Genomic DNA, 16,273 nt, shown 5'->3' with positions numbered 1-16,273 from the left:
GCCCGTGTCCGTCGACGTCCCGGTCCAGCCGCGGGAGCCCGCGCCGGAAGAGGTGACCCGCGCGCCCGGCGAGAGCGCCGGAGCCCCGGAGCCCGCCCCCGCCGCCCGTCCCGCGCCGCCGGGCCGGACGCTGCGCCACCGGCTGCGGCTGCTCGCGGGCTGCCTGCTGCTGGCGGCCGTCGCCTTCAACACCGCGCCCGGCGCGGTGATCTCCGAGACCAAGCTCGACATGGCGGTGAACCCCCTGGGGTTCCTGTCACGCGCGCTGCACCTGTGGGATCCGGCCTACTTCGGCCACCTGCAGAACCAGGCGTACGGCTATCTCTTCCCGATGGGGCCGTTCTACGTGCTCTTCCGGGCCATGGACATGCCCGCCTGGGACATCCAGCGGCTGTGGATGTCGCTCGTGCTGTGCGCGGCGTTCCTCGGGACCGAGCGGCTGGCCCGGGCGATGGGGATCGGCTCGCCCGGCACCCGGATCCTCGGCGCGCTCGCCTACGCCCTGGCCCCGCACGCGCTGGCCCTGATCGGGATCAACTCCTCGGAGTTCCAGCCGAGCGCCGTGCTGCCGTGGGTGCTGCTGCCGCTGGTCCGCGGCACCCGGGAGGGCGTGAGCCCGCGCCGGGCCGCCGCGCTCTCGGCCGTCGCGTTCCTGTTCGCGGGCGGCGTCAACGCGGCGGCGGAACTGGCCGTGCTCGTCGTCCCGCTCGTCTACCTGCTCAGCCGCCGGAACGGCGGGCGCAAATGGGCCCTGCTCGGCTGGTGGCTGCTGTTCGCCGGCCTCGTGTCGATGTGGTGGCTCGTCCCGCTGCTGCTGCTCGGGCGCTACATCTTCTCGTTCCTGCCGTTCATCGAGACGGCGTCGGCGACCACCAGCGTCACCTCGCTGGTGAACGCGCTGCGCGGCACGTCGAGCTGGATCTCGTTCCTGCCGGTGGACGGGCAGCCGTGGCTGCCGGCGGCCTACGACCAGGCCACCGTGCCGTGGCTGGTCGCCGCGACGGCGCTGGTGGCCGGGCTCGGGCTGACCGGCGTCGTCCGCCGGGCGACCCCGGAGCGGACGTTCCTGGTCCTGAGCGTGGTCGCCGGCCTGCTGATCGTCACCGCGGGCCACGCGGGCGACCTCGCCCACCCCTGGACCGGCCAGGTCAGGGACCTGTTCGACGGGCCGCTCGCGCCCTTCCGCAACCTGCACAAGTTCGACGCGCTGATCCGGCTGCCGCTGGCGCTCGGCCTGGCCGCGCTTCCCGCTGCCCTGCCGGCGACAGGGCCGGCGACAGGGCCGGCGCGCCTGCGCGGGCCGGTCACCGCCGCGATCGCCGGGCTGCTCGCGCTCACGCTCGTGCCGGTCGGCACGGCCGGGGTGACCGCCCGCGGCTCCTTCGCGGACCTCCCCACCTACTGGCGGGAGGCGGCGGCCTGGCTGAACCGCAACGCGGGCGACGGCATGGTGCTCGCCATGCCCGGCTCGGCCCGGGGGGAGTACCTGTGGGGCCGGCCGCTCGACGAGCCCATGCAGTCGCTGCTGACCGTGCGCTGGGCCACCCACGCCAACGTGCCGTGGGGCTCGCCCGGCCTCGCCCGGCTCGTGCAGGCGGTGGACGAGCGCTTCGCCACCGGGCGCGGCTCGCCCGGCCTGACCGCGGCCCTGCGCCGCGCCGGGGTGAGCCACCTGCTCATCCGCAACGACCTGATCAGGGAGACGCTCGGCACCGCCTGGCCCGCCCGGGTGCACCAGACCCTGCAGGACTCCGGGCTCTCCAGGACCGCCGAGTTCGGGCCGCTGGTCGGCCTGACCGCGAGCGGGACCGCCTCGGGCTGGCTCGACCAGCCGTACCCGGCGCTGGAGGTCTACACGATCCCGGGGACGGCTCCGCTCGCCTCGACCGTGCCCCGTGCGGGCACGCTGCACGTGGAGGGCGCCCCCGAGGCCGTGCTCGACCTGGCCGAGGAGGGCCTGCTCACCGGCGACCGGCCGGTGCTCGTCGGCGACGAGCCGGGCGCGGCCGCGATCCCGGCCCGCGACACGATCCTCACCGACACGCTGCGGAAACGGGACATCGTGTTCGGCGACGTACGGCGCATCGCGTCGGCCACGCTGCCGGACGACCAGGCGCTCGTGACCACCGATCTCACCGATCCGGCCTGGTCGGCGGCCACCTCGACCGCCCGCTATCTCGACGTGAAGGACGTCACCGCCTCGTCGGCGGACTCCGGTGTCACGGCCGCCGTGGGCCAGCGCGACCCCGGGCGGCAGCCGTACGCCGCGCTCGACGACGACCCGCGCACGGGATGGCGGTCGGACGGCTGGCACGGCGCGGTCGGGGAGTGGCTGGAGGTCCGCTTCACCGGCCAGGTCGACCTGACCGAGATCTCGGCGGCGTTCGAGCAGGAGGCGGCCGGGCCGCCCGTGGCCGAGGTCGCGCTGGAGACCGAGCGCGGCGTGCGGCGCGTCCCGGTGGCGCGGACCGACGCGCTCCAGCCGCTGCCACCGGTGCCGGGCAAGAGCCGGTGGCTGCGGATCCGGGTGACCAGGCTCGCGTACGAGCCGAAGACGGCGCTCGGCAGCCGGGTCGGCATCACCGACCTGCGCGTCCCGGGCGTGCGGGCGGTGCGGACGATCTCGGTGCCGGACACATCCAACACGGGCACCGGCGCGGGCGACCCGGGCACCATGCTGCTGACCAAGCAGGGGGACGCCGACGCGTGCATGCGGGGCTCGGTCACCTGGACGTGCTCCTCCCGCCTCCAGATCCTGGGCGAGGACGGCAACGGCTTCGACCGGCTCGTCCCGGTGGCGCGCGACGGCGTGCGCACGCTGCGCGGGCAGGCCGTGCTGACCGATCCGAAGGCGGCGGACCTGCTCACCACGCTGCCGAAGCAGTACCCGCATGTGAGCGCGTCCTCGACGGCGGCCGAGCACGGCGCCGTGCTGGGCCGCCAGGCGATGGACGGCGACCCCTCGACGCTGTGGTTCGCCCAGCCGTTCGACCGGCATCCGACGCTGTCGATCGACCTGGGGACGACCCGGAGCTTCTCGCGGATCCGGGTGCTGTTCCCCGACTCGGCGCAGGGCATCCCGCCGGTGAAGCTCACGCTGCGTGCCGGAGAGCGAGCGGTGCAGGGCTGGGTGGACCGCGACGGCGTGTTCACCTTCCCCACGGTGAGGACGCGGACGTTCACCATCGAGTTCACCGCGCCCGCCTCCCGCGCGATCGAGGTCGCCGAGATCGCCATCCCCGGGGTGAAACCCCTCGGCGGCCTCGGCGCGATCCCCTTGCGGCTGCCCTGCGGGTACGGCCCGACCCTGCGGGTGGACGGCGACGACGTGCCGACCCGGGTGGTCGAGGGCACGCTCGACGACGTGCTCAACGGCCGCCCGCTGACCTACTCGGGCTGCGCGCCCGTGCACCTCACCGAGGGCCGCAGCAGGGTCAGCGTGGCGCCGGGCGACGCCTTCCGGGTTCGCTCGGTGGTGCTGGCCGACGGCACCGGGCAGGAGCGGAAGGCGGTGACGGCCGCCCCCGCCACGGTGACCTCGTGGGGGCCGCAGGAGCGCCGCCTCCGGGTCGCCGCCGCCGCGCCGTCCTATCTGGTGGTCAACGAGAATTTCAACGCCGGCTGGCAGGCGTACCTCGACGGCGCGCGGCTCACCCCGGCACGGCTCGACGGCTGGCGGCAGGCGTGGGAGCTGCCGGCCGGCGGCGGCGAGGTGGTGCTGCGCTACGAGCCCGATCCGGCCTACCGCGCGGCGCTGCTGGCCGGGCTGGGCCTGGCCCTCGTGGTGGTGGCCCTGGCACTGGTGCGGGGCCGGTCGCGGCTGCGACCCGTGGGGCCGGGACGCGTCCGCGCGCCGTGGGTGTGGATCGCGGCGCCGCTCGCCGGGCTGTGGGCCGGGGGCGTGGCGGGCGTGGCCGTCGTCGCCGCGGCGCTCGCGGCGTTCCTGTGGCTGCGCGGGATCGCCGCCGCCCAGCACGCGGGCCCGAGCCGCCCGCGGGCCCTCGCCCGCCGGGCCGCCTCCGCGTGGGTGGTGCTCGTCGCGCTCGGCCTCGCCGGCGTGGCCCAGGCGGCCGGGCAGGGCGCGGCCGCCGACGCGCTCTGTCTCGTCGTGCTCGCCCGGCTGCTGGCCGCCGTACGGGATCCGGACGACGATCGCAAGATCACGGACGGGAACGGTGCTGGTGGGGGCGCTTTCGGCCGCTCAAGTGCAAGATCACGAACGGAAGACGCGCAGGTCGCGCCGGGTTCCTGCGACAAACTGCAAGATCACGGCAGGGGGGTGGGGGTGTGAGGGGGGAGATGGGGCGGTCGCCGCGCACGCTGCTCCTGGCGGGCATCGCCTTCCTGGTCACCGTGGGGGTGCTGTTCCACTTCTACGTCGCCCCGCGGACCACGGTGCTGCCGCTGGAGCTGACGAGGATCCAGCGGCTCGTCTCGCCCTCGGCCACCTACCTCGACACCGCCACGTTCCGGCTCCACAGAGGCGTGCCCGTGCAGAACACGGTGGCCGTCTACGGCGATCCGCGGGCCGGGGACGAGCGCACGGCCGTGTGGGTGGAGTTCTCCTCGCTCGACACCCGGGACGGCGAGCGGGTCGACTACCACGAGCGCCGCACGGCCTTCGACCGGCGGACCGGCCTCGCCGTCGACTGCTGTGGCGGATACGTCGACGAGGATCCCGGCGTACGGCAGACCGGGCTCGCCTTCCGCCTGCCCGCGGGCGCGGAGCCGCGCTCGTACGGCATGTTCGACCCGGTGCTGCGGCGGGAGGCGCCGATGCGGTTCGAGCGCGAGGAGACCGTCGAGGGCCTGCGGACCTACCGCTACACCTACTCGGCCGGGCCGGTGAAGACGGCCGACCTGCCCGGCCCGGTGCCCGGCACGTCGGTCGGCATGCCCGGCGAGCGGCGGGTCACCGTGGCGAGGTACACCGAGATCACCCGCACGATCTGGGTCGAGCCGGAGAGCGGGCTGACCGTGCGCACCCGGGAGCGGCGGCGCGACACCCTGCGCACGCCCGACCAGGTCGAGCGTCAGGTCGCCTTCGACGCCGACCTGACGACGAGCGCCGCCGAGGTGCGGGCGTTCGCCGACGAGGCGGCCCGGTTCCGCCGGTGGATCCTGCTGACGCGCGAGTGGATCCCGCTGGCGTGCGGCCTGCTCGCGGTCGTGCTCGCCCTGGTCCACCGGATCGGCGCGCGGACGAGAAGGTCAGCGGCGGCGCAGCACCAGCAGCAGGTTCCACGTCACGATTTCGCGAACGCCGGGTAGATGGATCACCGGGGTCGCCCAGCGAGGGTGGTAGCGCGGCAGGGCGTCGACCAGGTCGGCGCCGGGGTGCCGCCGGGCCCACGCGAGCGCCCGGGCCACCGAGACGGCGTACAGGCTCGTGCCGTACACGTTCTTGGGGGAGTGGCCGTGGCGGCGCGTGTAGCGGCGCGCGGCCCGATGCCCGCCCAGGTAGTGCCACGGCGAGGTCTCGTGGCCGCCCCAGGGCGACAGCCAGTTGGTGAACGACAGGTAGACCAGGCCGCCCGGCCGCGTCACCCGCACCATCTCGTCGCCCATCCGCCACGGGTCGGGCACGTGCTCCAGCACGTTGGAGGAGAAGCACACGTCCACGGCACCGGTCTTCAGCGGCAGGTCGAGGGCGCTGCCGAGCACCGCGCCGTCGGGGATCGCGCCGGTGCGCGCGCTCATCTCCCCGGCGTCGCAGTCCACGCACACCGGCCGCGCGCCCACGGCGCGCAGCGCGTCGGTGAAGTAACCGGGCCCGCCGCCGACGTCCGCGACGAGTGCGCCGTCCAGGTCGGCGTACGCCGCGAGCTGGGCGACGGTGTCGCGGGCGAGCAGGCCGTAGAAGAAGTCGGGGTCGGTCTGCTCCTTGCGGAAGGCGCTGAACAGGCGAATCGAACGGGCCAGGTCGGCGCGGAACGGCTCGGCGTGCACGACGTCCCTCTCCTGTCGGGTGCGCCGGAGCATAACACCCCTTTTGTCCCACAGCGCTGGGAGAATCCCGATGAGTCAGATCATGCGTACCGGACGGCCCGGCATCGCGCCGGCATGGCGAGCGGGCCTGGCGAATCCCGTCATGATCGCGGCGGTCCTGCTGGTCGTGGCGTCGCTGGCGGTCCGCGTCCCCGTCCTCACGTCGTCGTCCTTCGTCGAGGACGACTTCCTGTTCGTGGGTGACGCCTACGAGCACTCCCTCACGTTCGACTTCCTGTTCCGCGTCCACAAGGGTCACCTGATGCCGGGGGCGCTCGGGCTCACCTGGGTGCTGTCGCGGCTGTCGGCGTACGACTGGCTGCTGGTCTCGGCGGTCACGTTCGCGGTCCAGGCCGCCGCGGCGGTCATGCTGCTGCGGCTGCTCGTGCGGCTGTTCGGCACGCGGCCGGGCATCCTGCTGCCGCTCACCCTCGCCCTGTTCTCGCCGCTGACCATCCCGGCCTTCGGCTGGTGGTCGGCCGCCGTCAACGCGGTGCCGCTCCAGCTCGCCATGGTCATGGCCCTCGCCGCCCAGGTGAGGTACGTCCGGGAGGGCGGGGCTCGGCACGCCCGCCGGGCCTTCTTCTGGGTCCTCGCCGGCATGGCGTTCAGCACGAAGGGGGTCTTCGTCCCGTTCCTGCTGTTCGCGCTCACCACGTCGCACCTGCGGCCGTGGGCGGGCCCGTGGCCGGCGCTCATGCTGCGCGAGCTGCGCTCCCACTGGCGCCTGTGGGGCTCGTACGCGCTGCTGACGGGCGCGTACGCGGCGCTCTACCTGGCCCGCCGCGGCACCGCGCCGGGCGAGGGCGCGGCCGTCCCGGCGCCGGGCGACGCGGCGGACCTGCTGGGCCGCCTGCTCGGCGAGATCTTCCCCGCCGGGGTGGTCGGCGGGCCGCTGTCGTGGGGCCCGGTGCTGCCCAACGGCGGGCTGGCCGACCCGGGTCCGCTGCTGGTGGCCGCCGGATGGGCCGTGCTCGCCGTGCTGGTGGCCGGCACGGTGCTGTGGCGGCGGCGGGCCGTGCGGGCCTGGCTGATCCTGGCGGGCTACCTGGTCGCCGCCGACGGCGTGCCCACCGCGATCGCGCGGGGCACCGGGCTCGCCCAGGTCGTCGGCTCCGAGACGCGGTACGTCGCCGACGCGGCGATCGTGCTCGCGGTCTGCCTGGGACTCGCGCTGCTGCCCATGCGGGACGAGACCGAGCCGTACCGGCGGCCGATCCCGGCAGGGAGCGGGCTGCCGACGGCGGCGGGGCTCCTCGCGGGCGCCTACCTCGCGATGTCGATCGTCTCGATTCAGAACTACCGCGACACGCTGTCGGGCGACCGCGTGCGGGCCTACCTGGCCGCGGTGCGGGCCTCGCTCGCCCGGGTGCCGGACACGGCCGTCATCTACTCCAGCCCGCTGCCCGAGGACATCGTGCTGCCCTGGAACGGCAACCGCAGGCTCAGCCACCACCTGCTGGCCCCGCTCGCCCGGCCCGCGCTGCGCGCCCGGATGCGGGTGCCCGAGCCGTCGGAGCAGGCGCTCGTCTTCGACGACAAGGGCGGGCTCGCGCCGGTCGAGGTCAAGGCGTCGGTCGGGGTGGTGCCGCCGGGGGGCCGCTCGTGCTTCCCGCTCCTCGGCGACGCGATCTTCTTCCCCGACGTCGTGTCCTTCGGCGGGCCCGGGCCGATCGCCGGGCTGGCCTACACCGCCGAGCGCGCGGGCACCGGCAGCTACGAGATGAGCGGGCAGCGGGGACAGCTGCGGTTCCACGCCACCGGTTCCGGCGGCGCGCTGGTGCGGTTCCCGGTCACGGCCGTCGGCAGGGGGCTGCTGATCCGGCTGGACGACCCGTCGGGGGTCTGCCTGAAGGGCTTCGCCTACGGCGACCCCGTGCCCGGCGCGCCCGCCCCTACGGCAGCGGCGACGCCGCCGCCTTCTCCGTCGCCGTCTCCGTCGCCGTCTCCGTCGGCGTCCCCGTCCGCTTCTCCCTCCGGGAAGAGGTCGCCAGGCGGGCGAGGCGCCTCGCCGGCTCCTCGACGTACCGATGGGTGAGCGTGGCGAGCAGCAGCGTGAGCGCGCCGACCACGACCAGGTTGCCGGCGAAGTTCCCGCTCCACGCCTGCTGCTCGGTGAAGTCGTACCAGAGATAGAGGGCCACGAACTGCCACAGGAACACGCCGTACGACACCCGGCCGAGGAAGCGCATCACGCGGCTGCTCAGGAAGCGGCCGTACGGCGAGCCGCCGGCCGGCAGCAGCGCTGCCGGGGTCACCAGCCCGGCCGCCACGGTGGCGTACAGGGCCAGCTCCGACAGGTCGGCCCAGACGCCGTCCACGCCGCTGAACCGCGTGCCGGTCAGCGGCGAGGCCGCCACGGCGTACGCGAGGGCGGCGACGAGCAGGAACGAGCCCGCCGACGCGCCCACCGCCCGGACGAACCGGCGCGCCGGGCCGTTCTCGCCGGTTTCCTGCCGGGCCCACTCGGAGACGACGGCCAGCGCCATGCCGACCGCGAAGAACACCCAGGCCCGGGGCAGCCAGGCGTTCAGGTAGGGCCGGTAGACCGGGTAGTAGGTGAGCAGCGCCCACGCGAACGACGACGCGGCGAGCACGGCGACGCCGGTCAGCAGCCGCCGCGCGCGGGCGTCGAGGCCGGGGCCGCCGCGCCGCGCGAACGCCGCGAGCACGGCGGCGACCAGCGGCAGCAGCACGTAGAAGGCGGCCTCGACGCACAGGCTCCACATCTGGGCGAGCCCGCGCGGCCCGAGGCCGAACCACCAGGGGTGGATCTCGTAGGTGTGGCCGAGCAGCAGCAGTTGCAGCCACGTCTTGACGTCGCCGAGGTGCGGCTTGGACCACAGCACCATCGCCACGACCACGACCAGCCAGTACGCCGGGAGGATGCGCAGGGCGCGCTTGACCAGGTAGACGCGGGTGTCCGGGGGACGCTCCCCGAGCAGCGCGGCACGCGCGTACGGCCGGTAGAGGAGCAGCCCGGACAGCGCGAAGAAGATCGGGACCGCGACGTCGCCACGGGCGAGCAGGCTGCTGAAGAAGTTGTCGTGCAGCGCCGCCGCCGACTCGATCGCGACGTGGAAGACGAGGACGGCGACGGCCGCGAGCGCCCGCACGCCGTCGAGGGCGTCGACGTGGCCGACGGGCACGCCAGTGTCACGAACGGGTTGCGAACCGGCGGGTAACATGTCACGAGTGGCCGACGAGCTAGAACCTGTTTCGGTCACTTTTCCATATCCCTCGTGACGTCGGTCACTGCCCCGTCTAACATACAGCGAAATAGAAACCTGTTTCAGGATAAATAGGCATCAACTGGTCTGCCCCCAGGAGGAGCGATGCGCCGCGGAGTGGGAGTTGTTCTCTTGGCAATCGGGGCGTTCCTCGTCGTCTTCGCGCCACTGCTGCGGTTCCAGGTGGCGGACAAGCTCGTGCAGGCGCCGGCCGACCAGTACAGCGTCGCGAAGCTGACCGCTCCCAACGCGCGCTACTTCAGCATGCGCGACCTGAAGGTCCTCACCGGCGACCTCGACATCACGGTCACCGTCCGGGGCGACGTCAAGGAGTCCAAGGACGACCACGTGGTGTGGGACCAGTTCACCGCCGCGAGCGACGTCACCAACAACAACCCGCGGATCTCGATGACGCAGTTCCGCAGCGCGTTCAACAAGTTCAACGGTCAGGGCGTCACCTGCTGCGGCACCAGCGTCGACACCGGGGAGGGCGCGCAGCCCGTGCAACTGCGGGGCCAGGTCTTCCTGTTCCCCTTCGGCGTCGAGAAGAAGACCTACCAGGTGTTCAACGCCGACGCCCGCAAGGCGTACGACGCGACGTTCGCCGGTGAGGACACGGTCAACGGGCTGCCGGTCTACAAGTTCACGCAGCAGATCCCCCCGACCGTCACCGACACGCTCAGCGCGCCCGCCTCCGTGCTCGGCATGAAGGGCACCGGGGACATCCAGGTCGAGCGCGTCTACGACGGCACCATCACGTTCTGGGTGGAGCCGAACACCGGCGTGGCGGTCAAGCAGGAGCAGCAGCGTCACGAGGTGCTCAAGACGTCCGACGGCGTCGAGCGCCTGCCCGCCTTCATCGCCACCGCGTCGTTCACCCCGGAGACCGTCAGCAATCTGGTGCAGACGGCCCGCGACAACATGGCCCAGATCACCCTGATCAGGACGACGCTCCCGCTGGTGGCGCTCATCCTCGGGCTCGCGCTCGCCGTCGTCGGGGCGTGGCTGCTGCTGCGGCCCGGCCGCGTGAAGTGACCCGAAGACGGACCTGTCCGTGAAGCGGGAGAGCGCGTTGAACCCGCCGATGGGGCCGCCGATGGGCCCGCCGGTGGCGACGCCTCCGGCGTGCGCGCCCTCCCGGCGCGCACGCGCGTCGGGGCTGGTGCGGGCCTGCCGGCCCCGGCAGTGGCTCAAGAACGCGCTCGTCTTCGCCGCGCCGGCCGCCGCCGGGGTGCTGACCACCGGGGCGGGCCTGCGCGGCTCGCTCATCGCGTTCGCCGCCTTCTGCCTGGCCGCCAGTGGCTCCTACCTCTTCAACGACGCGGCCGACGTGGCCGCCGACCGGCGGCACCCGCGCAAGCGGCTGCGGCCGATCGCGGCCGGGACCGTGTCCGTACGGCTCGCGCGGACCGCCGGCGCGGCGCTGCTGGCGGCCGGCCTGCTCGCCGGGCTCGCGGGCGGGTGGCCGCTCGCCGCCGTCGTCGCCGGCTATCTCGCGCTCACCTTCGCCTACACCCTCTGGCTCAAGCACCAGCCCGTGGTGGACCTGGTCGCGGTGGCCGGCTGTCACGTGGTGCGCGCGTACGCGGGGGCGGTCGCCGTGGCCGTGCCGGTGACGAGCTGGTTCCTGGTCGTCGTCTCGCTCGGCTCGCTGCTGCTGGTGACCGGCAAGCGGGAGGCCGAGCTCCGCGCCCGGCCCGGGGACGGCTCGATCGCCCGGGCCACGCTGGAGACCTACACCGCGAGCTACCTCGGCCACGTGCGCGTCATGGCCTCGGGGGCGATGATCGTCACCTACTGCCTGTGGGCGCTCCAGGAGCACACCGGGCCGGCCAGGGCGTTCTGCGCGCTCAGCATCGTGCCGTTCGTGCTGGTCGTGCTGCGGCACGCGCTGCTGGTCGACCGCGGAGTGGGGGAGGAGCCCGAGGAACTGGTGCTGCGCGACCGCCCGCTCCAGATCTTCCTCGCGCTGATGCTGGTCCTGCTGGCATGCGGTATCCAACTGGCATGACTCCTGGCATGACGCTGCTGACGGGATGGGGGCGCACGGCGCCCACGCGCGCCACCGTGGCCCGCCCGCGCACCGCCGAGGAGGCGGCCGCGCTGCTGGCGAAGGCGGGGGGCCGCGGCGTCGTCGCCCGCGGCCTCGGCCGCGCGTACGGCGACGCCGCGCAGAACGCGGGCGGGCTCGTGCTCGACTGCACCGCGCTGGAGCGGTCGTGGCACGTCGACTCCGCGGGGCTCGTCACCGCGTCGGCGGGGATCAGCCTGCACGACCTCATGACCGCGCTCGTCCCGCGCGGCTGGTTCGTCCCGGTGACCCCCGGCACCCGGTACGTCACGGTCGGCGGGGCCGTCGCGGCCGACGTGCACGGAAAGAACCACCACGTGGACTCCTCCTTCGGCGCCCACCTGCGCTCGCTGCGCCTGCTCACCGCCGACGGGAGCCTGCGGACGCTCACCCCCCGCGACGACCTGTTCTGGGCCACCGTGGGCGGCATGGGGCTGACCGGGGTGATCACCGAGGCGACGTTCCGGTGCGTGCCGGTCGAGACCGCGTGGGTGCGGGTGGACGTCGAGCGCACCCGCGACCTCGACGAGACCCTGGCGACGATGACCGCGACCGACGACGGCCACCGCTACACGGTCGCGTGGATCGACCTGCTGGCGCGCGGCGGGCGGATGGGCCGGGGCGTGCTCACCCGGGGCGACCACGCCGTGCCCGGCGACCTGCCCGCCCGCGCGCGCGGGAACCCGCTCGCCTTCGCGCCGCGGCCCCTGCTGTCGGCCCCGCCCCGGGTGCCCGGCGGCCTGCTCAACCGGGCCACCGTACGGGCCTTCAACGCCGCCTGGTACGGCAAGGCCCCCGCCGCCCCGCGCCGTATCGTCCAGGGCATCGCGCCGTTCTTCCACCCGCTCGACGGCGTGGACGGCTGGAACCGGATGTACGGCCCGCGCGGCTTCGTGCAGTACCAGTTCGTGGTGCCGCTCGGGGCGGAGGAGACGCTGCGCCGGGTGGTCGAGCGGCTGTCCGGCGCGGGGGTCGTGTCGTTCCTGACCGTGCTGAAGAGGTTCGGGGCGGGCACTCCCGGCATGCTGTCGTTCCCCATGCCGGGATGGACGCTGGCCCTGGACATCCCCGCCGGGCAGAGCGGGCTGGCCGCGATGCTGACCGAGTTCGACGAGTGGGTCGCCGCGGCCGGGGGCCGCCTCTACCTGGCCAAGGACTCCCGCATGTCCGCCGCCACCATGGCCGCGACGTACCCCCGGCTGCCGCAGTGGCGGGAGATCCGGCGCCGGGCCGATCCGGACGGCGTCTTCGTCTCCGACCTCGCCCGTAGGCTGCGCCTGTGCTGATTCCGTCGTCGAGGGAGTGGTTGTGAGGAACGCACTGGGCTCGGTCGACACGGTCCTGCTGCTCGGCGGGCGCAGCGAGATCGGCCTCGCGATCGTGGAGCGGCTGGTCCGGCGGGGCGCCCGCCGGGTCGTGCTCGCCGCACGCGGTGGGACCGCGCCGGTGGAGGACCTCGAACGGCTCGGAGCCGAGGTCCACATGCTGGACTTCGACGCCGCCCGTCCGCAGGCGCACGCCGCCTTGATCGAGGAGGCCGCCGCCAAGGTGGGCGACCTCGACGTGGTGATCCCGGCGTTCGGCGTGCTCGGCAGCCAGGCGGTCTACGACGCCGACCCGGTGGCCGCCGCCCGCGACGTCGCGGTCAACTTCGGCGGCCACGTCTCGATCGGGCTGGCCGCCGCGCGACGGCTGCGCGAGCAGGGACACGGCACGCTCGTCGTGCTGTCGTCGGTGGCCGGGGTGCGGGTGCGCAGGGCCAACTTCGTGTACGGCTCGGCCAAGGCCGGGCTGGACGGCTTCGCCCAGGGACTGGCCGACGCACTGCACGGCTCCGGGGCCCGGGTCGTGGTCGTCCGGCCGGGGTTCGTGATCGGCCGGATGACGCGGGGGATGACCCCCGCCCCGATGTCGGTGACGGCGGCCGAGGTCGCGGACGCGGTCGTGGAGGCCCTGGACACGCGGAAGGGGACCGTGTGGGTCCCCGCCCGGCTGCGGCTCGCGTTCGCCGTCATGCGGCTGCTTCCCCGCCCCATATGGCGCAGGCTCCCCCGCTGACCCCACCCACACACAGCCCGTGATCTTGTAGTTTGTCGCAGAGAAGCCGCTGACCTGCAGTGTTATCCTTCGTGATCTTGTGGTCGACTCACTGGTCATGTGCTCGACCTGCGAAAACGCCCTCCGTGATCTAGCAATTGCATGATCACGGAGGGCGTTCTCGCTGGTCGTGGACCCAGGGTGCGCTTTTGTGCAAGATCACGGACCGTGGCGGCCCTGGACACAGCCTTTGTTGCGACAAACTACAAGATCACGGGCGGTGGGGGGTGGGGGGTGGGGGTCAGCCGGTGACGAGGGTGAGGCCGTACGCCGAGAGGGCCTCGTTGACGGGCTGGAAGTAGGTGGTGCCGCCGGAGGAGCAGTTGCCGGAGCCGCCGGAGGTCATGCCCTGAGCCTGGTTGCCCGAGATGAACGAGCCGCCGGAGTCACCGGGCTCGGCGCAGACGTTGGTCCGGGTCAGGCCGCTCACCGTGCCCTGGGAGTAGCGGACGCTGGCGTTGAGCTGCTGGACCGTGCCGCAGTGCCAGCCGGTGGTCGAGCCGGACCGGCAGATCGACGAGCCCACGGGCGCGGCGGACGAGCCCCGCACCGCCACATTGCCGCCGCTGTAGTTGTTGACCCAGCCCCTGGGCGTCCAGTTGCTGTTGACCGCGACCCAGGAGTAGTCGTTGCCGGGGAACGAGGAGCCCTGGAAGGTGCCCTGGGCGACCCGGTTGTAGCCGGTCGTGCTGTTGCCGGCGCGGCCGCAGTGACCGGCGCTGACGAAGCCGTTCGTGGTTCCCCTGCGTACGGAGAAGCCGATCGAGCACCGGGCCGAGCTGTTGATGTAGTAGGCGTCGCCGCCGCGCACGTCGTAGTAGGTCTGCGGCTGCTCGTTGGACTGCTCGACGCGTACGGCCGACCTGTCGGCGCCGCTCGCGGCCACGAACGCCTCGGCCTCGGCGGCGTTGGAGGACAGCACGACGACGCTGTTGCTGAGCACGTCGACGTACCAGACGGACGTGGAGGCGGGCGCGCCGGCGGCGGCCCGGTCCAGCGCGGCCTCGGCGGACTCGAGCGTGGCGAGGCTGCGGCCGACGAGCTTCGGCTGCGCGCCCGCGGCCAGGATCGCGCCGGCCTTGGACGCGTCGGCGGTGGCGACGATGAAGCTCTCCGAGGTGGTGCCGGAGACCCATGACCCGGCGTAGGCGTCACCGATGGTGGCGCGCACCTTGGCCTCGGTGGCCATGGCCTTCGCCTCGTTCGCGAGGCGGGCGTCGACCTGGGCTGAGGTGAGCCCGAGGTCCCGCTGCATCGCCTCCACCATCGCGGGCGGCGGCTTGACGGCGGAGGAGGCGGGAGAGTTGTTCGGCTCGGCCATGGCGGGGGTGGCGACCGTGGCGAGGGCCGTGACGGCCAGAGCGCATCCGGCGAGTACGGTGCGTCTGTGGAGCATGTGGGGCTCTCCTTGTCTTTGGGGGGTGCCGTCAACGTAACCGACCTCCGCTGTCACGTGGATCTATCAATTCGCCCCTATCACCGAGTTATGGAACCGCCCTCGCTGGGGGATTCGCTGGCCCGGAAATAACCGCCCTCGGACCTCCGGGCGTGCGCGAGCGCGAGAGGAGGGAGGCGTCGCGGAGTTGCACCGGCGGCCGGGCGGGTGACTGGGCGTGGCCCGGAACGCGTGGACGGAAGGCGTGGCGGGACGCGTGGCCGGATCGCGGGGCCGGATCGCGTGGACGGACGTGCGGGGGCGCAGGGGGGTGCGCCCGCCGCCGCGTCAGGGGACGGTGCCGTATTCGGGGTTGGTGACGAGCCAGTCCGCGTAGCGGGCGCTGAGGCGGACCGCGTCGGCGTACGCCGCCCGGGCGTGGGCGGCGACCACGGGGGCGGCGGCCCGCGCGCCCATCGAGTCGGCGTGCCAGCCGAGCAGGTGCCGCCAGCGCAGCGGCGCGCCGGCCAGCGGCATCATGACCAGCCCGGCGGTGAGCCGGAAGGTGGCCTGGCACAGGGCGACCGCCTTGCCCACCCCGACCAGGTGCAGGCAGGTCGCCACGTCCGTCTCGTAGATGGACTCGGGGACGAACCCGGCCCGGGCGCAGGCGGCGGCGAAGCAGTCGGCGAAACAGCCGTCGCCGGGGGCGACCGTCCAGTGTTCGTCGGCGAGGCTGGACAGCTCCAGTTCCCTCTCCCCGGCGAGCGGGTGGTCGGCCGACAGCAGCACGAAGACCGGGTCGGTGCCGACCGTGGTCCAGTTCATCGCCTCGGCCGGGGGAGGCGGGCTGTCGCCGCACGTGCCGAGCAGCACGAAGTCGAGCCGGCCGGCCACCGCGAGCGAGGTCAGCTCACCGGCCGACCAGGACGTGCGGGTGGTGACCGGGACGCCGGGCTGGTCGGCGGTCAGGCGCTCGACCAGCCCGCCGAGTATGGGCCCGTTCGTCGCGCCGATGCGATAGCCGGGCAGCTTGACCGAGGTGTTGGCGAACCGTACCGCGTCCTCCTGGAGGTCCCGTACGGCGGGCAGCAGCACCCGGGCGCGGGACAGCACCATCTCGCCGAGAGGAGTGGGACGTGCGCCGTTGCGGTCGCGTTCGAACAGCGGGCCCCCGAGCGAGCGCTCGATGCGCTTGAGCTGAGCGGTGAGCGACGGTTGGGCGAGGCCGAGCCGGGTGGCCGCTTTCGTGACGCTCCCGGCTTCGGCGACCGCGTGCACGATTCTGAGGTGGCGGATCTCCAGATCCATAGGGGGAAGGTACGACTCCCGTGGTATGGCCGCAATCCCGCATTGTCATGAAATCTGACTTTAACGGTGGTCATCGCGGGATGATCGCCGCCCCGGGTGCTGGAACGTGTTCTCGTGCGGCTTCCCGTCGCGTCCCCGGCCGTCGAGTTACCGGCTGGTAGGAACGGGTCGATCCCCAGTTAGTAGAACGCGTTGCAGTTC

At 73.6% G+C, this 16,273-nt stretch carries 10 protein-coding genes; 6 read left to right on the top strand and 4 right to left on the bottom strand.

Going from position 1 to position 16,273, the window contains the following annotated elements:
• Nucleotides 1-4: 4 nt before the first annotated feature.
• Nucleotides 5-4,291, top strand: coding sequence for an alpha-(1->3)-arabinofuranosyltransferase (locus AAH991_RS24550; RefSeq protein WP_346228254.1), 4,287 nt, complete (start codon nucleotides 5-7; stop codon nucleotides 4,289-4,291).
• A complete protein-coding gene (pgfA, locus tag AAH991_RS24545) occupies nucleotides 4,288-5,271 on the top strand; it encodes a cell envelope lipid trafficking protein PgfA (RefSeq protein WP_346228253.1) in 984 nt (327 codons plus the stop codon). Before AAH991_RS24550 ends, pgfA (AAH991_RS24545) begins: the two co-directional genes overlap by 4 nt.
• On the opposite strand, the gene AAH991_RS24540 is transcribed toward pgfA (AAH991_RS24545), so the two are convergent.
• Together AAH991_RS24540 and AAH991_RS24535 are read right to left on the bottom strand one after the other, a co-directional pair.
• Nucleotides 5,212-5,982, bottom strand: coding sequence for a class I SAM-dependent methyltransferase (locus tag AAH991_RS24540; protein WP_346228252.1), 771 nt, complete (start codon nucleotides 5,980-5,982; stop codon nucleotides 5,212-5,214). The genes pgfA (AAH991_RS24545) and AAH991_RS24540 overlap by 60 nt on opposite strands.
• A gap of 1,901 nt (nucleotides 5,983-7,883) precedes the next feature.
• A complete protein-coding gene (locus AAH991_RS24535) occupies nucleotides 7,884-9,137 on the bottom strand; it encodes an acyltransferase family protein (protein WP_346228251.1) in 1,254 nt (417 codons plus the stop codon).
• 186 nt (nucleotides 9,138-9,323) lie between these two features.
• On the opposite strand from AAH991_RS24535, the gene pgfA (AAH991_RS24530) reads away from it, so the two are divergent.
• The 4 genes from pgfA (AAH991_RS24530) (at nucleotide 9,324) to dprE2 (ending at nucleotide 13,347) form a co-directional block, all read left to right on the top strand.
• Nucleotides 9,324-10,253: a cell envelope lipid trafficking protein PgfA gene (gene pgfA / locus AAH991_RS24530; protein ID WP_346228250.1), complete on the top strand. Its 930-nt coding sequence runs from the start codon at nucleotides 9,324-9,326 to the stop codon at nucleotides 10,251-10,253.
• 61 nt (nucleotides 10,254-10,314) lie between these two features.
• Entirely contained in the window at nucleotides 10,315-11,229 is a 915-nt protein-coding gene (locus AAH991_RS24525; protein ID WP_428834019.1) for a decaprenyl-phosphate phosphoribosyltransferase, read from the top strand.
• A complete protein-coding gene (dprE1, locus tag AAH991_RS24520; protein WP_346228249.1) occupies nucleotides 11,226-12,575 on the top strand; it encodes a decaprenylphosphoryl-beta-D-ribose oxidase in 1,350 nt (449 codons plus the stop codon). The genes AAH991_RS24525 and dprE1 overlap by 4 nt, the downstream gene beginning before the upstream one ends.
• A gap of 22 nt (nucleotides 12,576-12,597) precedes the next feature.
• Complete coding sequence (gene dprE2, locus AAH991_RS24515; protein ID WP_346228248.1) at nucleotides 12,598-13,347, top strand: decaprenylphospho-beta-D-erythro-pentofuranosid-2-ulose 2-reductase; 750 nt, start codon at nucleotides 12,598-12,600, stop codon at nucleotides 13,345-13,347.
• A gap of 280 nt (nucleotides 13,348-13,627) precedes the next feature.
• Here dprE2 and AAH991_RS24510 read toward each other — a convergent pair whose 3' ends face one another.
• Together AAH991_RS24510 and AAH991_RS24505 are read right to left on the bottom strand one after the other, a co-directional pair.
• Nucleotides 13,628-14,782 (bottom strand): S1 family peptidase, encoded by a 1,155-nt coding sequence (locus AAH991_RS24510; RefSeq protein WP_346228247.1) that lies wholly within the window; start codon nucleotides 14,780-14,782, stop codon nucleotides 13,628-13,630.
• 327 nt (nucleotides 14,783-15,109) lie between these two features.
• Nucleotides 15,110-16,072, bottom strand: coding sequence for a LysR family transcriptional regulator (locus AAH991_RS24505; protein WP_346228246.1), 963 nt, complete (start codon nucleotides 16,070-16,072; stop codon nucleotides 15,110-15,112).
• Between the last annotated feature and the right edge of the window lie 201 nt (nucleotides 16,073-16,273).

Origin of the sequence: Microbispora sp. ZYX-F-249 (assembly GCF_039649665.1) — a bacterium.
Lineage (GTDB): Bacteria > Actinomycetota > Actinomycetes > Streptosporangiales > Streptosporangiaceae > Microbispora > Microbispora maris.
Note: the sequence above shows the minus strand (reverse complement) of the source record. Positions and strands in the feature narration are given on the sequence as shown.